Annotated in this window: 22 protein-coding genes; 13 read left to right on the forward strand and 9 right to left on the reverse strand. The window is 33.3% G+C overall.

The window, feature by feature from the left end; genetic code table 11:
- Window positions 1–5 precede the first annotated feature (5 nt).
- The 5 genes from AC3ITQ_RS00465 (at window position 6) to AC3ITQ_RS00485 (ending at window position 4672) form a co-directional block, all read left to right on the forward strand.
- Window positions 6–1493 (forward strand): phytoene desaturase family protein, encoded by a 1488-nt coding sequence (locus AC3ITQ_RS00465; RefSeq protein ID WP_489236358.1) that lies wholly within the window; start codon window positions 6–8, stop codon window positions 1491–1493.
- Window positions 1477–2316: a phytoene/squalene synthase family protein gene (locus tag AC3ITQ_RS00470; RefSeq protein WP_489236359.1), complete on the forward strand. Its 840-nt coding sequence runs from the start codon at window positions 1477–1479 to the stop codon at window positions 2314–2316. The genes AC3ITQ_RS00465 and AC3ITQ_RS00470 overlap by 17 nt, the downstream gene beginning before the upstream one ends.
- 85 nt (window positions 2317–2401) lie before the next feature.
- Entirely contained in the window at window positions 2402–2842 is a 441-nt protein-coding gene (locus AC3ITQ_RS00475; protein WP_489236360.1) for a sterol desaturase family protein, read from the forward strand.
- Between the two features lie 9 nt (window positions 2843–2851).
- On the forward strand, window positions 2852–3337 hold the full coding sequence (locus AC3ITQ_RS00480) for an SRPBCC family protein (RefSeq protein ID WP_489236361.1): 486 nt from the start codon (window positions 2852–2854) through the stop codon (window positions 3335–3337).
- A gap of 39 nt (window positions 3338–3376) precedes the next feature.
- On the forward strand, window positions 3377–4672 hold the full coding sequence (locus tag AC3ITQ_RS00485) for a cryptochrome/photolyase family protein (protein ID WP_489236362.1): 1296 nt from the start codon (window positions 3377–3379) through the stop codon (window positions 4670–4672).
- Window positions 4673–4793: 121 nt separating this feature from the next.
- On the opposite strand, the gene AC3ITQ_RS00490 is transcribed toward AC3ITQ_RS00485, so the two are convergent.
- Window positions 4794–6098: an ABC1 kinase family protein gene (locus AC3ITQ_RS00490; protein WP_489236363.1), complete on the reverse strand. Its 1305-nt coding sequence runs from the start codon at window positions 6096–6098 to the stop codon at window positions 4794–4796.
- Window positions 6095–6757, reverse strand: coding sequence for a TetR family transcriptional regulator C-terminal domain-containing protein (locus AC3ITQ_RS00495; RefSeq protein WP_489236364.1), 663 nt, complete (start codon window positions 6755–6757; stop codon window positions 6095–6097). The genes AC3ITQ_RS00490 and AC3ITQ_RS00495 overlap by 4 nt, the downstream gene beginning before the upstream one ends.
- A 96-nt stretch (window positions 6758–6853) precedes the next feature.
- On the opposite strand from AC3ITQ_RS00495, the gene AC3ITQ_RS00500 reads away from it, so the two are divergent.
- Window positions 6854–7765, forward strand: a complete 912-nt coding sequence (locus AC3ITQ_RS00500; RefSeq protein WP_489236365.1) for a TIGR01777 family oxidoreductase — start codon at window positions 6854–6856, stop codon at window positions 7763–7765.
- A 1-nt stretch (window position 7766) separates the two neighbouring features.
- On the opposite strand, the gene AC3ITQ_RS00505 is transcribed toward AC3ITQ_RS00500, so the two are convergent.
- From AC3ITQ_RS00505 to AC3ITQ_RS00520, 4 genes are all read right to left on the reverse strand, one after another.
- Window positions 7767–8336: a YceI family protein gene (locus AC3ITQ_RS00505; RefSeq protein WP_489236366.1), complete on the reverse strand. Its 570-nt coding sequence runs from the start codon at window positions 8334–8336 to the stop codon at window positions 7767–7769.
- Between the two features lie 234 nt (window positions 8337–8570).
- Window positions 8571–8963: a VOC family protein gene (locus AC3ITQ_RS00510; RefSeq protein ID WP_489236367.1), complete on the reverse strand. Its 393-nt coding sequence runs from the start codon at window positions 8961–8963 to the stop codon at window positions 8571–8573.
- 30 nt (window positions 8964–8993) lie between these two features.
- Window positions 8994–9542 carry an acyl-CoA thioesterase gene (locus AC3ITQ_RS00515; protein ID WP_489236368.1) on the reverse strand — a complete coding sequence of 183 codons (549 nt, stop codon included), beginning with the start codon at window positions 9540–9542 and terminating at the stop codon, window positions 8994–8996.
- A 31-nt stretch (window positions 9543–9573) separates the two neighbouring features.
- Window positions 9574–10947 (reverse strand): DNA recombination protein RmuC, encoded by a 1374-nt coding sequence (locus AC3ITQ_RS00520; protein ID WP_489236369.1) that lies wholly within the window; start codon window positions 10945–10947, stop codon window positions 9574–9576.
- Between the two features lie 194 nt (window positions 10948–11141).
- Here AC3ITQ_RS00520 and AC3ITQ_RS00525 point away from each other — a divergent pair, with 194 nt between their 5' ends.
- The 4 genes from AC3ITQ_RS00525 (at window position 11142) to AC3ITQ_RS00540 (ending at window position 15196) form a co-directional block, all read left to right on the forward strand.
- On the forward strand, window positions 11142–12020 hold the full coding sequence (locus AC3ITQ_RS00525; RefSeq protein WP_489236370.1) for a protease complex subunit PrcB family protein: 879 nt from the start codon (window positions 11142–11144) through the stop codon (window positions 12018–12020).
- A gap of 262 nt (window positions 12021–12282) precedes the next feature.
- Window positions 12283–12837, forward strand: coding sequence for an RNA polymerase sigma factor (locus AC3ITQ_RS00530; protein WP_375033488.1), 555 nt, complete (start codon window positions 12283–12285; stop codon window positions 12835–12837).
- Window positions 12834–14576, forward strand: coding sequence for a hypothetical protein (locus AC3ITQ_RS00535; RefSeq protein WP_489236371.1), 1743 nt, complete (start codon window positions 12834–12836; stop codon window positions 14574–14576). Before AC3ITQ_RS00530 ends, AC3ITQ_RS00535 begins: the two co-directional genes overlap by 4 nt.
- Before the next feature lie 92 nt (window positions 14577–14668).
- Window positions 14669–15196 carry a MepB family protein gene (locus tag AC3ITQ_RS00540; protein ID WP_489236372.1) on the forward strand — a complete coding sequence of 176 codons (528 nt, stop codon included), beginning with the start codon at window positions 14669–14671 and terminating at the stop codon, window positions 15194–15196.
- A gap of 59 nt (window positions 15197–15255) precedes the next feature.
- On the opposite strand, the gene AC3ITQ_RS00545 is transcribed toward AC3ITQ_RS00540, so the two are convergent.
- Window positions 15256–16008 (reverse strand): SDR family NAD(P)-dependent oxidoreductase, encoded by a 753-nt coding sequence (locus AC3ITQ_RS00545; protein WP_489236373.1) that lies wholly within the window; start codon window positions 16006–16008, stop codon window positions 15256–15258.
- A 158-nt stretch (window positions 16009–16166) separates the two neighbouring features.
- Window positions 16167–16553 carry a hypothetical protein gene (locus tag AC3ITQ_RS00550; RefSeq protein WP_489236374.1) on the reverse strand — a complete coding sequence of 129 codons (387 nt, stop codon included), beginning with the start codon at window positions 16551–16553 and terminating at the stop codon, window positions 16167–16169.
- Between the two features lie 424 nt (window positions 16554–16977).
- On the opposite strand from AC3ITQ_RS00550, the gene AC3ITQ_RS00555 reads away from it, so the two are divergent.
- From AC3ITQ_RS00555 to AC3ITQ_RS00565, 3 genes are all read left to right on the forward strand, one after another.
- Complete coding sequence (locus AC3ITQ_RS00555; protein ID WP_489236375.1) at window positions 16978–17550, forward strand: pseudouridine synthase; 573 nt, start codon at window positions 16978–16980, stop codon at window positions 17548–17550.
- Window positions 17551–17624: 74 nt separating this feature from the next.
- Window positions 17625–18083, forward strand: coding sequence for a tRNA (cytidine(34)-2'-O)-methyltransferase (locus AC3ITQ_RS00560; RefSeq protein ID WP_489236376.1), 459 nt, complete (start codon window positions 17625–17627; stop codon window positions 18081–18083).
- 2 nt (window positions 18084–18085) lie between these two features.
- Entirely contained in the window at window positions 18086–18874 is a 789-nt protein-coding gene (locus tag AC3ITQ_RS00565) for a hypothetical protein (RefSeq protein ID WP_489236377.1), read from the forward strand.
- Here AC3ITQ_RS00565 and AC3ITQ_RS00570 read toward each other — a convergent pair.
- Entirely contained in the window at window positions 18867–19643 is a 777-nt protein-coding gene (locus tag AC3ITQ_RS00570; RefSeq protein WP_489236378.1) for an ABC transporter ATP-binding protein, read from the reverse strand. The genes AC3ITQ_RS00565 and AC3ITQ_RS00570 overlap by 8 nt on opposite strands.
- Window positions 19644–19649: the final 6 nt, after the last annotated feature.

Raw genomic sequence — 19649 nt, forward strand, 5'->3', positions numbered from 1 at the left:
AACAAATGACAAAAACTATCGCAATAATAGGTTCAGGCTTCTCTTCGTTAGCCGCTTCTTGTTACCTGGCACAACAAGGTAACAAGGTAACTATTTATGAAAAAAACGAATCGATTGGCGGTCGCGCACGACAATTCAAAAAAGACGGTTTTACTTTTGACATGGGGCCAAGCTGGTATTGGATGCCAGACGTTTTTGAAAAATTCTTCAGTGATTTCAACAAAAAACCAAACGATTATTATGAACTCATCAAACTAAATCCGGCGTACCGTGTTTATTTTGGAATAAATGACTTCATCAATATTTATGATAATCTTGAAGCAATAAAAACTACTTTTGAAGCCATTGAAAAAGGAAGCGGATCAGAACTAGAAACTTTTATTAATCAGGCCAAAAGCAACTATGATATTGCCATTAAAGATTTGGTTTATCGCCCGGGAGTTTCTCCTTTAGAATTAATCACGCCACAAACTGCATTAAAATTAAATCAGTTTTTTGGCAATGTAAGTACTGATATTCGGAAGAAATTTAAAAACGAGCGATTAATTCAGATTCTCGAATTTCCTGTTTTATTTTTAGGTGCAAAACCAACCAAAACACCATCGTTTTATAATTTTATGAATTATGCCGATTTTGGTTTAGGAACCTGGCATCCTAAAACCGGAATGTTTGATGTCGTTCGTGGCATCGAGAAACTAGCAACTGAACTAGGAGTTACGATTGAAACGAATGCAGCAATTGAAAAAATTATAGTAGAAAACAAAACCGCAACCGGAATCATAATTAACGGAAAAACCATAAAAGCGGATATCATTTTAAGTGGTGCCGATTATCAACATACCGAAACCTTACTCGACGAAACATATAGAAGCTATTCAGAAAAATATTGGGAAAGTCGTGTTTTTGCACCTTCTTCTCTTTTATTTTTTGTTGGTTTCGATAAAAAAATAGAGAACATCACCCATCACGCTTTATTTTTTGATGTTGATTTTAATCAGCATGCCGCAGATATTTATGATCAGCCAAAATGGCCTGACGAACCTTTATTTTACGCAAATTTCCCATCTAAAACAGACGAGTCTGCAGCACCAAACGGAATGGAAAGCGGCTTCTTTTTAATTCCACTAGCGCCGGGGATCAAAGATACAGAAGAACTTCGGGAAGAATATTTCAAAAAAATAATCACTCGTTTTGAGGAACTTACGCAGCAAAAAATTAGAAATAATATTATATTTAAAAGATCCTTCTGCAAAAATGATTTTGTAGCAGATTACAATGCTTACAAAGGAAATGCATACGGAATGGCCAATACATTATTCCAAACTGCATTTTTAAGGCCAAAACTAAAAAGTAAAAAAGTTCGTAATTTATATTTTACAGGACAATTAACCGTGCCTGGTCCGGGAGTTCCGCCCGCCTTAATTTCGGGAAAATTAGTAGCTGAATTAATTCACCAATCTCTAAGATCGCAAAAAGATGAAATCACTATTTGACACCGTTTCTATAAAGTGCAGCAAATTGGTTACCCAAAACTACAGCACTTCTTTTTCGCTTGCCGTAAAAATGCTTTCACCTAGTATTAGAGATGGCATTTATAGCATTTATGGCTTTGTTCGTTTTGCAGATGAAATTGTCGATTCTTTTCATGATTATGACAAAGAAAACCTCATCAATGATTTTGAGAAAGAACACTACAAAGCCATGGAAATGGGTATTAGCCTCAATCCTATTTTAAACTCGTTTCAACATACCGTGAAACAATATAATATAACGGATGATTTAGTACAGGCATTTCTTAAAAGCATGAAACAAGATTTGATAAAATCAACCTACAACACACAAACGGAATACGAAGATTATATTTACGGTTCTGCTGATGTTGTGGGATTAATGTGTTTAAAGATTTTTGTCAAAGGAAACAATCAAAAATACGAGCAACTAAAATACGAAGCGATGCGATTGGGCTCTGCTTTTCAGAAAGTCAATTTTCTCAGGGATTTAAAAGACGATAATTTAGTTTTAAACCGAAATTATTTTCCAGGAGTCGATTTAAAATCTTTTGATGAAAATGCTAAAACGACCATCATCAAAGAAATCGAAGAAGATTTTAGAATTGCCTATCAGGGAATTGTAAAACTTCCGATGGAAGCAAAATTTGGCGTATATACAGCTTACATTTATTACAAAAAGCTATTACAGAAACTAAAAAATACGCCTTATTATGAAATTGGAAATTCGCGAATCAGGGTTTCAAATTACACAAAAGCAGGACTTTTAGCCCAATCTTTTGTAACTTACAAGCTAAAATTAGTCTGATAATTTATAGAGTCAATCTTTTATATTTTTAAGTTAAAATGTCAGTCATTTTAATTGCAACTTTAATATTTCAACAAATAAAAAAATGATTTCTTTCTTAATCTTTTTAGGTGTTTTTCTGTTCATGGAATGTGTTACCTGGCTTACGCATAAATACGTGATGCACGGATTAATGTGGTATTTTCATGCAGATCATCACCAACCCAAATACGAAAATACTTTTGAACGAAATGATATCTTCTTTGTCATTTTTGCCGTTCCGAGTATTGTTCTTTTTTATTTTGGTGTTCAGGGCGGATTTAATTATTTGTTTTTCATTGCCTGCGGCGTAACTTTATATGGAGTTTGCTATTTCTTAATCCATGATGTTTTGATACATCAGCGTTTTAAATGGTTTAAAAACACTAAAAACAAGTATCTCATCGGGTTACGGAAAGCACATAAAATTCACCATAAACATTTAGGAAAAGAAGAAGGAGAATGTTTCGGAATGTTATTTGTTCCTTTTAAATATTACAAAATGTAAATTGATTTTATGAAAGTATACAAAATAGAAACCATTCAACATGTAAATGCAAGTGTCGAAGAATGCTGGGATTTTTTCTCCAGCCCAAAAAATCTACAAACCATAACACTTGATAATATGAGTTTTGAAATTCAGGATTTTGACGGTAAACGTATGTATCCCGGCCAGATTATTACCTATACTTTAAAACCTCTTTTAGGCATTAAAATTAATTGGGTTACGATCATCACCGTTTCAAAAGAAAATCAATATTTTATAGACGAACAGCGTTTTGGACCTTACGCCTTATGGCACCACAAACATTTTTTTGAACCAACAGAAGACGGAACAAAAATGACTGACATCGTACATTATGCCCTTCCATTAGGGTTCTTAGGCCGAATAATGAATAGTCTTGTTGTAAGGAGCAAACTAAAAACCATCTTCGATTACCGTCACAATAAAATTGAAGAATTATTCAATTCAAAAGTATTGGTCGAAAATCAAGTCGATTAATATTAAACACACGAAACATATTTCTCACTAAAGATTAAAATGGCAAAACAAAAAGTTACTTTTTTCTGGTTTAGACGTGATTTGCGTTTAGAAGACAATACCGGATTATTTCATGCGCTACAATCAGACTTTCCGGTAATTCCATTATTTATTTTTGATGATGATATTTTGGAGAACCTTCCTAAAAATGATGCGCGGGTAAGTTTTATTTATGATTCGCTTCAAAAAATAAAAGAACAGCTTCAGACAATTTCTTCTTCTATTTTAATCAGAAAAGGGAAAACTAGTGAAGTCTGGCAATCACTTTTAGAACAATATAACATTCAACACGTTTTCTTTAATAAGGATTACGAACCGTTTGCGATCAAACGCGATTTTGCCATTTCTTCCTTATTGAAGAAAAATCAGATTGAAACTTTTTCATTTAAAGATCACGTGATTTTTGAAGAAAAAGAAATAACAAAAGCAGACGGCCTTCCCTATACTGTTTACACTCCGTACAAAAATAAATGGCTCGAGAAATACCATCTTTCAGGCGGCGTATCAGAATATAATTCAGAATCCCTATTCGATAATTTTGCTAAAATTCAATATAATTTTCCGGAAATAAATGAAATAGGTTTTGAAAAGAGCTCGATAAAAGTCCTTCCACATAACTTAACACAAATTACCAATTATAAAGAAACTCGAGATTTTCCAGCTTTAGACAGCACCTCTTACCTTTCACCACATTTACGTTTCGGAACCGTAAGTATTCGGAAGTTAGTGAATTGGGCCAGCCGAAAAAATCAAACTTTTTTGAGCGAATTAATCTGGAGAGAGTTTTTTATTCAGATCTTATTTAATTTTCCGAATTGCGTTAACCATAATTTCAAATCAGCTTATGATGGTATTCAGTGGCGGAATAACGAAGACGATTTTAAACGCTGGTGTGCCGGCACAACAGGTTACCCAATGGTCGATGCCGGAATGCGCCAACTTAATGAAACCGGTTATATGCACAATCGTGTTCGCATGGTGGTTGCCAGTTTTTTATGCAAACATTTACTCATCAACTGGCAATGGGGTGAAGCTTATTTTGCTGAGAAGTTATTAGATTTCGAATTGGCATCCAATGTTGGAAACTGGCAATGGGCCGCTGGAACAGGTTGCGATGCAGCACCTTACTTCAGAGTTTTCAATCCCGAAATTCAACAAAAGAAATTTGACGAAAAAGGAATTTACATCCGAAAATGGATTCCGGAATTTGATTTGGGTTATAATGAACCAATGGTGGATCACGCTTTTGCGAGAGAACGTGCGATTGAGACTTATAAAGCAGGAATTTTGAAATAAGTTTCTTTTGTTTCAGGTTTCAAGTTTAACCGCAAGGTTCGCAATGATTTTACGCAAAGTTCGCAAAGGTATTTTGCGCAATCTTGTCAACTTGAAACCTGAAACCTGAAACAAAAAAAATTTAATATTTTTTAAAATTCTCTACCACAATTTTCGCTTTCAAATCAAACATTAAATTATACAAACCAAAGAAAGTTCGATTCATATAAATAAAGTGCTTAGAACCGCGATTTCCGTTCATTTTTTTGAGGGCAGTATCATTTGAGAAACGTTCGCCTAATTTAGCAATGCTTTCGAAAAAACTTTCATCGGCAAAATCGAAGGTCTCATCTTTAAACGGTTTTGTAAAAAGTGACAACAAATCATGAAACATCTCTGTAAAATATTCTATTTCTGAAGCTGTATCATCTTGACGAAGAATTTCTAATTCAAATAATTTCTGATTGAAAAGTGCTGGATCTGTAATTACATTTTTGTTGATTAACTCAAAATACGGCACATAAAAATCTTCAGGAATTTGTTTCATACAACCAAAATCTAAGGCAATTAACTGATTTTGCTCGTTCACTAAAAAGTTCCCGGGATGCGGATCTGCATGCACTTTTTTCAAAACATGAATTTGATACATATAGAAATCCCAAAGTGCCTGACCCAATTTATCTCCTACTTCCTGATTTGTATTTTTAGCCGTAAACTCAGAAAGGTGAATTCCCGTCATCCAGTCCATCGTGATGATTTTTTCTGATGAGAACTCCGGATAATAATTCGGAAAAAGTATATTTTCAATTTTACTGCAGGCTTCAACAACTTCCTGACTTTGTTTTAATTCTAATAAATAATTGGTTTCTTCAATTAGTTTATCTTCAACTTCTTTAAAATATTTATCTGAATCTTTTCCCTGCAAATTAAACATTCTGATCGCAATAGGCTTCACCAAAGCCAAATCTGAAGAAATACTGTTGGCAACACCAGGATACTGAATTTTAACTGCCAGCTTTTTATCATTTTTCTTAGCCAAATGCACCTGACCAATACTTGCCGCATTGACCGAATTAGCATTAAATTCATCAAAGATTTCATAAGGCGTTTTTCCGAAATTCGTTTTAAACGTTTTTAAAACCAATGGTGCCGAAAGTGGCGGAACAGAAAACTGCGATAATGAAAATTTCTCGACATAAGCCTGAGGTAAAAAGTTCTTGTCCATGCTTAACATTTGAGCGACTTTCAACGCACTTCCTTTCAGGCTTTTTAATCCGTCATAAATATCCTCTGCATTATTTTCGTTTAATTTGTCTCGGGTCAGGTCTGGATTAACCATTTTTTCGGCATAATGTTTAACATAGTTTACACCTATTTTAGCTCCGGTTTGCACCAGTTTTCCAGCTCTTTCTATTTTTGATGTTGGTATATAATCGATTGTTTTCATTGTTTGCTGTATATTTTTTCTTTGAACAGAAATTTTCCAAAATCTATCAAATGATTTAATGGCGCTACATTCATAAGTTCGAATGATGCATTAACTGACTTTTCGATAAAAATATCTGTTTTCTCAAAAGCGGCAGAATCATCATCCATCCAGAATTTTATGGTCATCATCAATTGCAGCCATGCACTTTCCTGAATTCCTTTCTCCTGAAATTTTTGAAATTTCTCCTGTTCCAATCTATAATCGTCTGTCAGGATTTCAGCAACATATTCTTTAAATGATTCACGAAGGGAAGTCAGTTGTACTAAATTTTTTAATGGATTTCTATCTAGTTTTAATGATTGTAGAACATAACTTCTGTTCGCTGTCAGGATCTCGAAGAATGTGAAATAAAAACTCAACATTTTATTCTTCATGTCATATTCCTGATAATCCGAATTTTTATGCAGCAAATCAACTGTATTGACTAAAAAGAGTCTGAATATCTCTTTTTCTAAGCCTTCTAGTGTTCCAAAAAAAGCATAAAATTCCGTTTCTGCAAAATCATTTTCTTTTGTAAAATGATAAACTGATTTTGGTTTTCGCCCCTTTTCTAAAACTTCATTCATGTACATTGAAACGATATCTTCTTTATTGATTATCTTCTTTTTAGTAGCCATTTCATTTAAATTTAGAATTTGCCTTAAAGGTAAGGAATGTTTAAGTACCTTTACTTATCGTTAAACAAGATGCACTGTTAAATATATTATAATATAATGGCTAAGAATGTTTTACTCACCGGAGGAACTGGATTTATCGGCAAGCATCTTACAGATGTTCTTATCGAAAGTGGTTTTACGGTTTCTATTTTAAGCCGTTCGAGCAGAGAAAACACACCATCGATTACGTACTATAAATGGAATCTAAAAGATAATTTTATCGAGAAAGATGCTATTCTGAATGCCGATTATATTATTCATTTGGCTGGTGAAGGAATTGTAGAGAAACGATGGACTAAAAAACGCAAGAAAGCAATTTTAGAAAGCCGGATTAAACCTATTGAACTTATATTATCTGCTTTAAAAGAAAGCAATAAAACTTTAGACGGATTTATTTCTGCCTCTGCGGTTGGCATTTATGGCGCTATAACAAGTCAGGAAATTTGCACTGAAGAAACATCTCCGGCAAATGATTTTTTAGGCACGACCTGCCAGCAATGGGAACATGCAGCTGATCAAATTAGTTTATTGGGAATTAGAACAGTAAAAATCAGAACGGGAATTGTTCTGGGAAAAGATGAAGGATTTCTAAAAAAAATAGCTCCCGGTTTTAAAGCTGGTTTTGGTGCCATTTTAGGTTCCGGAAAACAATATTTACCTTGGATTCATGTAGAAGATTTGTGCCAAATTTACTTAAAAGCAATAGTAGACACTGAAATGCAGGGTGCCTACAACGCCACGATAACTGATAATACTACAAATGCAACCCTGTCAAGAATTCTGGCCCATTTATATGGATACTCCATTTGGCTTCCCAATATACCAGAGTTTCTTATCAAGCTTGCATTAGGTGAAATGAGTATTGCTGTTTTGAAAGGGCAACGAATTTCATCTGAAAAAATACAGGAAGCAGGTTTTGAATTTCAATATAAAGATATTGAAGCAACGCTCTCAACCAGCCTGTCCTAATTTATTTTAGTGTTAAAAGAATCGCATCTTCGTTTCGTATCACTCCAATTAAATCTGTATTTGCCGTTTGCGAAATTTTCTCGGCAATTCTATTCGGTATTTGAATATTAAAATCAGATACCGCAATTGGAAAATCAGAATGAATCTGAATGCCTTCGTTTACTTTTTTCAAATAGGCTTTCACTTCAATTTCTTTTGACTTACCACGAACAGTCAATTTACCTTTGATCGTATATTCTTTTTCAGTTTCATTGATATCCTTCAAATCAAATTTTGCAATTTTACCTTTAAAAACCGCTTTAGGATAGCGATTACTTTCCATATAATTATCATTAAAATGTTCTTGCATCAAGTCCAGTTTAAAACGAAAATCTTTGACAACAACGGTGCAGATGAAAACGCTTGTTTTAGGCTCCAAAACAATCGCAACAGATCTATTTACTGCTTTTACTTCCTCAAATAATGGTACTGAAGCCTCAAAATTTACAGTTGCCGTATTGGTTGTAAATTTTTCCTGAGCAAATAAAGAAAATGCAGAAAAAAGCAAGATTAATAATGTAGTTCTTTTCATAATCGTCAGCAATTAAACAATTATGTCATTCGGTTTTTTTTAGTGGGATTAACTAAAAAAAGAATCAGATTTTTAAAAAATCGAATGGCAATACTCCGTGAAATTTTAGTAACATATCTATATACTTAAAGTTACGAAAATTTCCAGCTATTAGTTGCTGCAATATGCTAAATATTTGTGAAATGTTTTTGTGGTGTAAAATGTGAGATGTTATTTGTGAAATGCTTTTTTAAGCTATTCCATTTCAGTACAAATCTCCACTAAAAACCCATCCAGATCCCTAACATAGGCCACCACTTGCCCCCAAGGTTTTTGTGTTGGTTCCTTTATTAGTACCGCTCCAAAAGAAGTTGCTTTTTGAACTAACTCCGGAACATCATCTGTAATAAAACCAATTTCAATGGCAAAAGGTTTATTATCTAAGTTACTTTCAACAAAACCATCTTTTAAATTTTCGCCTGCCAATTTCTTTGACGCAAACGAAAGTGTAGTTTCACCTGTAATTAATTCGCCATAATCATTATCCGGACTTATGAATTTTCTTGAAAAACCAAATACATTTTCATAAAATACAATTGACTCTTCTACATTTTCTACATATAAAATTGTATATCCAAACTTTACCATTTTGATCTGATTTAAATTAAACTTTCACTTTTAACTAATCTCTAAAAGCACATTATATTTATCTAAACTTGCCAAATCTTCAATCGAATTTACTTTTGCAATTTTTTCATGTTCCTGAAATTCTTTTTTGGCTTCATTATGTTTAATTGCTTTTCTAAAACGACGAACCTCTTCTAAATTCGACAAAATAAGTCCGGGCACTTGCACGCTTTTACCTTCTTTATCTTTGGCAACCATTGTAAAATAAGACGAATTACAATGTTTAACAGCTCCTGTCTGAATATTTTCTGCTTCAACGCGAATTCCAACCACCATCGAACTTCTGCCCACATAATTAACCGAGGCTTTCATGGTAACCAATTCTCCTACTTCAATAGGTTTTAAAAAATTCACGGTATCAACCGAAGCTGTCACACAATAGTTCCCGGAAAATTTTGAAGCAGAAGCAAAAGCAATCTGATCCAGTAATTGAAGAATATAACCTCCATGAATTTTTCCGCTAAAGTTGGTGTGCGAAGGCAACATTAATTCAGAAATACTTATTTTCGATGAAGAAACGGATTTGAAATCTGCAGTCATATGATTGTGGTATTTTAAGTAGGTAAAAGTTTTAGTTTAGTAGTTGATTATCTTCTGTATTTGAGGCTCTTGCAATAATATTTTCCGGAAGCGACTTTTTGGCCTTTGCTCCCATTTTCTTTAATTTTTCGACACTTGAAATCAAGTTTCCTTTTCCGTCTACCAATTTATTCATGGCACTGTCGTACTCATTTTTGGTGTCTTTTATTTTGTTTCCAATTCGAACCAAATCGGCAACAAAACCTTCAAATTTATCGTATAAAGCTCCCGCTTGTCTGGCAATTTCAAAAGCATTTTCCTGCTGTTTTTGGTTGGCCCACATACTGTCGATTGTTCTTAAGGTTGCCAGTAATGTGCTTGGCGTTACAATTACAATATTTCGGTCAAATGCTTTATTGTATAAGGCCGAATCTTCATTCAATGCAATTGCAAATGCCGGTTCTATCGGAATAAAAAGCAAAACAAAATCCGGGCTTTCGATTTGATACAAATCATGATAATTTTTATTTCCGAGTTGTTCTACATGTCTTCTAATCGAATTGACGTGTTCTTTTAAATAATCAATTTTTAGAATTTCAGATTCTTCATTGATCCATTTTTCATAGGCAACCAAAGAAACCTTAGAATCGACAATCATTTTTTTGCCGTCAGGCAGATTGATAACGACATCAGGAAAAACACGACTTCCTTCGCTATTTGTAAAACTTTGCTGTACTTCGTACTCACGTCCTTTTTCTAAACCCGATTTCTCTAAAACACGTTCCAAAACCAATTCACCCCAATTACCCTGCATCTTACTATCACCTTTCAAGGCTTTGGTCAAATTCAAGGTTTCCTTGCTCATTTGGGCATTCATCTCACTTAAACCTACAATCTGCTGACGCAAGGCCGCATGATAATCGATACTTTCTTTATGCGTTTGTTCGACTTTTTTCTCAAATCCCTGAATTTTATCCTGCAATGGCAACAGGATATTCTTCATGTTCACACTGTTCTGTTCTGTGAACTTAGCCGACTTTTCTTCAAGAATTTTGTTGGCTAAATTTTCAAACTCCTTAGTAAACTTTTCCTGAAGCTCTGTGATTTCTGTTTTTTGCTCTTTGTGGCGTTCCCACAAATTTTCAAAATCTACTTCTTTTTTAGAAAGCTGAATTGCCAGACTGTCTTTTTCAGTTCGGATACTTTCTTTTTCTACATTATTTAACTGAAGTAATTTTTCAAAATTTCTTTTTTCACTTTCAAATTGTTCCTTCTGTAACTGCAATTGATTTGTATTGGCATTTAATCTTTCCTCTAAACTCACTTTTTCTGATTGAAATTTAGCTGAAAACAACATTCTTCCTAAATAAATCCCCAGAAACAACGCTACAATAAAAGCCAATAAAAACGGAAGAAAATCAAACATAACTTAGTTCTTTTTTACGTAAAAGTACGCAATAATACGTAGTACTTACTTTTTTAAAATTAAAATTTCACGAATTATTAGTAATCTTAAATTAAATCAACATTCTCAATTAAAATATGTCTAAAAAAGGAATGCTGCACGCAACCATTTTAAAAAAACACATCTACTAAGTATAACCTATTAAAATATTACCGATGAAAAAATTAATGTTAAGCTTGTTTATAGCTTTTGGATTTAGTGCCTGCTCTCTTAATAATGATGACCTGGATAATGTAGATTGTGGAGTAAACACAAATGTAGCTTTTACGGGGTTTCCGCTTTTATGCAATTATGCCGTAAAAAATTTACCTACTACTCCTGCCGCTATAGTAGTAAACTCAACTGAAAAAATGGAGTACTACTTTACTAAGCACGAAAATACCTGTACTGTTCCAAGCGATCCTAACATCGATTTTACTCAAAAATACTTAGTCGGAATTTTTGCCGGAGTAAAACCTACTAATGGTTATGCCATAAAAATCACAAGTATCGTTGAAAACAGCTGTCAGATGGTTATTAATTTTTACGAAAAAGGACCACAAGCAGGTGAAACAATATCATCGTCCCCTACTTATCCATCAGATTTTATTTTAATTCCAAAAACATCAAAACCTATCATTTTTAACAGAACAACAGAGACTTCTGATAACATCGTAATTGGAAGTTATAACGATAAATGTACGGGAGCAGATTGTCAGAAATTTTTTCAGATAAACAATTACAATATTCTAAATTTTCTAAATGTAGTAGCAGGTAAGTATGATTTCAACCAATATAAATACGCTACCATAGCAAAAAAAGACGATTATACTTTATTCTTAACTAAAGTACCAACTGAAATTTTAAACTTAAAGGGACAAACCAAAACATACGGAACACCAGGTTCAGCAGATCAGGGAGGTATTTATTTTCAGTTGACCCAAGGTGCAGTAGTTACCAAAATTTTTATTGACCCTAACGATACTGCTGATCAAAGTTCAGAAGTAAAATTATTCAAAAAAACTATTCAGGATAAAATCACAAGCTTGAAATAATAAGACTATATTTTTCTACTGAATTATTATGCTAAAATGATGTAGAAATTTGAACAATATAGATCAACCAAAAAAGTATTGTTTTCCTGACAGCCAGATCACCAATCTGACTCTCTTGAAAACAATACTTATATCATATAAAATACTGACCATCAAAACTTAACAATCGTTAGCAATAAAAAGTATACTACGTGTAGTATTTATAAAAGGTAGCTTTTTAAGTTTATAAAAACTATTTTTGCAAAACCAAATTAAACCATTTTTGAAAGACGATTTAGAAAAATATATTCGACAATGCATGCAAAATGACAGAGATGGACAGCTGAAAATTTATCAGTTGTTCTCTCCTGTCTTGTATGGTATTTGCCTTAAATATATGAAAAATGAAGATGATGCCAAGGATGTTTTCCAGGAAGCATTTGTGATTGTTTTTCAAAAAATAAGCCAGTACAAATTTGAAGGAAGCTTCGAAGGCTGGTTAAAACGTATTTTCATAAATAAGCTTATCGAAACTTTAAATAAAAAGAAGAAAGAAAGTTTCTTTTTAGATGTTTTTGATCCTGATACTGATTTTATAGAGGAGGAAGAATTAGATGCAATTCCAATAGAACAAGAAAAACTGTTAGAATTTATTCAGGATTTACCCGATCAGTACCGAACCGTTTTTAACTTGTATGTTTTTGAAAAAATGAAGCACAAAGACATAGCCGAATTATTAAAAATATCAGAAGGAACATCAAAATCAAATTTAAACCGGGCGAAAGGGATTTTGCAAAAAAGGATTTTGAGCATAAAAAAAAATTTTAAAATAGCATGAAAAAACAGAATATAGAAGATATTTTTTCATCAATGGAAGACTTTTCAAGTATTCCGCCTCCTGAATTGTGGGCAAACATTGAAGAAAAACTGGACCAACCTAAAAAGAAAAAAAGAGCTATTCTTTGGTGGTCAGCAGCGGCATGCCTGTTACTAGGCTTGTTATTGCCTTCTGTTTTACATTTTAGCTCAAATAACGGAATTCAGACTATTACTAATGGTGCTGGAGGAAATAACAGTGTTGTTATAGACGAGAATAAAAAAGATTTTAATACTACCCGAACAATTTCTACCGAAGAAAACAGCACCGAAAAGCAATCTGAAATTGGGAAAAATTCTTCTGAAGATAGCTTAAAAAATAACCCTAATACTGTTGAAGAAATTCAAACAAAAGAAACTGCAGTTGCTCAAGCTGATTCTAAAAATAACAATGGTTCCTCTGATGTAAAATTAAATTCAGCAAAAATAAATGTAAACCAGGCCGTTGCTGAACAAACAAGAATTTCTGAAAAGCAAAATCAAGTCAATTCAGCATTTTCCAAAAATAAAAATTTAAATTCTCAAAAAAGAAATGCAAATCAGGCAGTAGCTGAAAAAACATATACTTTTGGAAATCAAAATCAATTCAATTCTTTTTCGAAAAATCAAAGCTTTAACCCTGAAAAAAGAAATGGAAATCAAGCTGTAGCAGAAAAAACTTTTAAGACCGGAAAACAAAATCAATTTAATTCGTTCTCAAAAAATCAGGTACCCAATTCTATTTTTGAAAATCAACCGAATTCAAATGCTGCCAGTGTTGCTTTAGGAACTTCAAATTCAGTTTCAAACAATAGACAAACAGCGGCAATTGACAATAAAAAACAAGCTGCACCAACAACTATTAAAACCGAAAAAGCGATTGCTGACAATACTTCAAAAAGCAGTTCAAAATTCAGCGACGTTTTGAGCAAACAAGATTCTGTTCAGTTGGCAGAACTTCAAAATTTAGAAAAAGGCATAATTCCTGAAGTTAAAAAAGGAAATGAAAAAAAATCTAAAACTTCATCAACAGCTGAAAAATGGGCACTTGAAGTTTTTGCCGGAATTGCCAATTCTGAAAACTATAAAAATGACAAAACTTTAGGCAACGTAAACGACTCTAAACAAAGTAGTACTTACGGTGTTAAAACTAAATATAAAATCAATAAAAAATGGGCCGTTGGTTCTGGTGTCAAAATCAACGAATTAGGCCAGAGTGTTGCTAATGTTTCTTATATTAAAACGGCCAACAATGCTTTCCTGACTACTGGTGATTATTTTATAAAGAACCCTACAGTTCCTCAAATCGCAAGTAGCGAAGGCTATGTATTGGTTTCTAATTCAACTAAAAATGCATTGACAAGCAACAATGTTCAGAGTGGCAATTTAGACCAAAGCTTAAGATATGTAGAGATGCCATTAGAAGTTTCGTATGCTGTTTTTTCTAAAAACAAAGCTTCTATCAGCTTAAATACGGGAGGTTTTGTAGGTAAACTGATTTCTAACAATGTTGCTATAGATGGAAATTCGCTGGGAGAAAACATAAACGCGAATGATTTCGTATATGGCTCTACATTAAGCAGTACCGTACAATATCGTATTTACAAAAAAACAAATGTTTTTGTAGAACCAGCTATGAATTATTACGTAAATCCATTGAACAGTCAATCTTTTAATCAGTTCCAATGGGGCTTAAATTTCGGATTAAATGTTTCATTTTAAATAAAAAACAATATATTTAACACCCAAAAACCTACATAACACCTAAACCTACAATAATTTTGAAAACAAGCTTAAAAGCGAGTCTTCACAAAATGATCGTAAAAAACCATTGGACAAATCACAAATCTATACCCAGAGATTTGCTTTTGACCAAAGAACTTGTTTATGATTGTTTTGATTTTGACTGTTCGCAACCACAGCAGGAAAGTGAAAGCATTGATTATAGTGCTTATCGTTTTTATCTCAATGAAAAATTTATTTGTTACCGTGAAGCCAAAATTACTCCCACAAAAACGGGTCAATTTGTCACTTTATGGAAACGAAGCAGATTAGGAACTATTGAGCCTTTTGATTCCTCCGATCTGATTGATTTTGTCTTCATTAGTGTTCGAAAAGAAAATCTTCTTGGTCAGTTTATTTTCCCGAAAGCGGTGTTATTAGAAAAAGGAATCTTTTCGACAGCGACCAAAGATGGAAAAAGAGCCGTCAGAGTTTATCCTCCCTGGGACGAAACGACAAACAAACAAGCTCAAAAAACACAGCGTTGGCAATTGGATTATTTTTTCGAAATAACGCCAAAACCTAATTTTGATACTTTTAAAAAATTACTGGATTACTAGCATAAAAAAAACGGCTGTCCTAAATAGACAGCCGTTTTGTATTCTATTTGATTCCTAATTTAAACAGCAGTATAACCACCATCTGCAATAATATAACTTCCCGTTGTAAAAGATGATTTTTCAGAGCTTAGAAATACAACTAATTCGGCAATTTCTTCGGAAGTTCCTAATCGGTTCATCGGTGCTTTTGCAGCAATGGCTTCCATCATATCTTTATTCAAATTATCTTTCAGTAAAGCAGTCTCGATGTACCCCGGTCCGACGGCATTGCAACGAATATTTTTTAATGCATATTCGGCAGCAATATTCTTCGTCAGTCCAACAACTCCATGTTTAGACGCTGTATAAGCCGGACTAAGGGGAGCGGCAACCTGCCCATGAATCGAAGCGATATTGACAATGCTGCCTCCACCGTTTTTTTCCATTTGCTCTAACTGATAGCGACAAGCATAAAAAACGCCGCTTAAATTCAATGCAATTACCTTATCCCAGGCTTCTGGTTCATATTCTCCCGTTGGTTTCGCAGGGCCGCCCATTCCGGCATTATTGCACGCAATATCCAATCGCCCGTATTTTGAAACAGTTACTTCCACCATATGTTTATTATCAATCGCACTAGATGAATCACCTTTTACAAAAAAAGCTTCTCCACCACTTTCCTTTATTGCTTTAACTGTTTCTTCACCATGTTCTACATTTATATCTGAAAGTACTACTTTTGCTCCTTCGCGAGCATAAGCCTCTGCAACAGCGCGACCAATTCCTGAACCACCGCCGGATACAAAAGCTACTTTGTTTTCTAAAAGTGCCATATTCTTAAAATTTAAATTTGTAGCTCCAATTTACGAAGATCCTGCTGGCTTATTCGATCAAAAAGCAAGTTTAGAATAAGATTAACGCAATGTGCTAATCAAATGTTATTTTTGAAAAAACCAATTAATTTCTGTCAAAAAATCACTATTTAAAGTAATTATTCATCCAATTTCATATTTCCTCTGTCTTCATGACTTTCCGGATTTGAATTAGGATAACGATTTGGAGTAACATCTGAATTACGATCTTTATTCTCAACTGTTTTTTTAGCTTCTTCTTCTGTCGAGACACCACGATTGGCATTTGGATTATCTGGATTGATTTGCTTTGAAGTTTCTTCAATTTTTTCATTTACATTTCTCGCGCGATCTACAATTTCTTTGTTTCCTTCAGTATCGGCTACAATTTCTTTTTTCAATTCTGATTCATGTACTTCTGTATCGTGAGAAACATTTTTTCCTTTCGATTCGTCTATATTTTTTTGTGCCCCATTTATTTTTTTTGAGCCTAGATTATTGTTTTCCATGGTGTTTTGTTTTTTCATTACTACATAATATTACGAATTTTAGATTTTAAAACTAAGTCATTTAACATAGCTTTTGGATTCTTGATTTAATTTTAAAACTGCGTTTAAAACACATAACGCAATAATTATCAAAATAATAGTAAATTAGTACCGCATAATTTTCAAACAGAAATAAATCAGGAGTTATGAATTTTTTCAAAATAAAAACGAGTTGGTCAAATGCCGAGTTTATCATAATAAAACTTTGCATCGCTTCTGCCTATATTTTAATTGGAAGTTATTTTCATGATTTCTTTAAGGATTATTATACTCCACTATTAATCTTATTTGGTATAACTGTGATTTGGTTTGTCCTGTTATGGCTGAAGAAGATGAAAACCCAACTTAAGGATTAATTGGAAATACTCCTGAAACAAAACTATCTTTGCATAAAAATTACAATATGCATCAACATTTCATTCTTTTTAAACCTTACGGCTATTTAAGCCAATTTATTTACGAACTAAAAAGAAAGAAAAAGCTTTTGGGTGAATTATATGATTTCCCTGAAGGAACAATGGCAATTGGCCGTTTAGATGAAGATTCTGAAGGATTACTTTTGCTAACTACCGACGGAAAAGTAAGTGAACAAATAAGAAGCAAAAAAGTCGACAAAGAATATTATGTACAAGTTGATGGCGTAATAACTCCAGAAGCAATTGAAGAACTGCAAAAAGGAGTCGAAATTGGTTTTGACGGCGGAAAATACAAAACCAAACCTTGCAAAGCTTTTATTGTTACTGAAATTCCGGATTTTGGAGTAAGAGCCAAAAAAATCAGAGATGAACGTCATGGTCCAACTTCATGGGCTTCAATCACTATAAATGAAGGAAAGTTTCGCCAGGTTAGGAAAATGACTGCAGCGGTTGGTTTTCCGACTTTAAGACTGGTTCGCGTTCGAATAGGAAATGTATATTTGCAAAACTTAAAAGCTGGCGAGGTACTTGAAGTTTCCGATTTTAAATTAGATAATTAGAAAATGTGTCAATTAGATAATTATTAAAAGTTTGAGACTCTTAACCTATAATTCATAACTCATAACTCAAAAAGATGCTGAACGTTGTTCTTGTAGAACCTGAAATACCAAATAATACTGGAAATATTGGACGCTTATGTGTAGGCACCGAAAGTCGCTTACATCTAATTCATCCTTTTGGATTTGTGATTAATGATAAAAATCTGAAACGTTCGGGTTTGGATTATTGGGTACATCTTGATGTCACCGAATATCAAAATATAGAAGAATGGATTCAGGAGATTCCGGATCAGTCGCGCGTTTTCCTGATGAGTTCACATGCTGATAAATCCTACTTAGAAACCGATTTTCAGGATGGAGACTGGTTGGTTTTTGGAAAAGAAAGTGTTGGTTTAAGCAAAGAAGTTTTAGCTCGTTTTGAGAATCATTTAACGATTCCAATGTCGAATTTAATTCGCAGCTTTAATATTGCTAATTCTGTGGCTTTTGTGGTGGGTGAAGCTAAGAGGCAGATTGGGTTGAAAAAGGTTTAATTATGCATAAGACAGTTACCGTTAATGAAGCTTTAAAAAAAGGTAGAGCAAGACTTGTTCACTTGCCAACGGTGATCATCATAGCAACTATAAGCTTAGGGCTTTTGTTATTTTATTTGGGAATAGTTCCCGGATGGAGTATTCCGATAACTTTAGTTGTAGGTTTTTTATCTGGTTGGCTCTCTTGGAGCTATTTTGTAAATAAATGGAAAATTTGGGCATTTGAAAACGTAAGAAACGTTCATAAATTAAAGCGAAAAGCAATCGAAGAGAAATTAATTTGGCAAAGTGGAAGCTGGTTTGAAAAAACTGAATTTAAAAGTGAAGATCAAAAATCAAAACTAAAATTATTAGAAAAGAAATTTCTTGAGAAGGATAGATTCGAAGACGATGATACCGTTCCTCAAGAGATAATCGTTTATTATGCAACCTCAGCGCTAATATTTAATTTGGTAATTTATACTTTATCACTTTTTGCCATAATTTATTATTTTTTCGAAAATATTTGGATGATATTACTTTCCACTGCTGTTTGTTTTTACTTAATTTATGACCTCCTTAAAAAATTACGAGATAGAAATCCTCAAATCATAATTAACTCTAAAGGAATTCAATTGAAAAATAAAAAGTTAGTTCCTTGGAATAAAGTGCGCAATGATAGCCTATCAGGCAATTATCTAGTATTTAATAATGAGGGAATTGAAATTGAGTATTTTAATATAAAAAATTACGAGCTGGAAAACTTACTTCATGTTTACAGAGTACGCTTTGAAAACAACAATCTTAAGTAATAACAAACTTCCCTTTTTCGGCATCAAAAATAATATGTTCGTCTTTGAACAAAGTTTCAAAACTTCCTTTTGAGATTAAATTACAAGGTTCATCCTGCACCACAAATTCTGGCGTCATGATGATCATTTCATCGCTTAACTGAATTGCCAAATCGATATCGTGAGTCGAAAACAAAATACATTTCTGCGTTTCTTGTGTTAGCTTTTTTAACAGTTTAAAAAGTGAAACTTTATGTAGTAAATCTAAATGAGTTGTTGGTTCATCCAAAATAATTAAGGGTGTATCTTGTGCCAAAGCTCTCGCAATTAAAACCTTTTGTAATTGCCCGTCACTGATTTCAAAGTGTCTTTTTTGAGCCAAATGTTCAATTTGAGTCAATGCCATTGCTTCCTGAACTTTCTTTATATCTTCTGAGGTTAAAGTCCCAATCCAATTGGTATAAGGCTGTCTTCCTAACGCCACTAATTCAAAAACAGAAAGATTACTTGGTGGCAATTTTTCGGTTAAAACCAAACTTAAATTCTGCGCTAAATCTAACGGATTGTAAGCTGCTATGTTTTTTTCATTCAGGAAAACATTTCCTCCTAAAGGATGCTGAATTCCGGTTAGAGTTCGTAATAAAGTAGATTTCCCAATTCCATTTGCGCCAATTAATGAAATGAGTTTTCCTGAATTTAAACTCAAATTTAAATTTTCTGCAATAGTCACAGTTCCTTTATTGGACTTGTAGCCAATTCTTAGATTTGATGTGCTTAGTATGGTTTTCATTGTGGG

This window comes from Flavobacterium sp. KH_001, assembly GCF_057840745.1.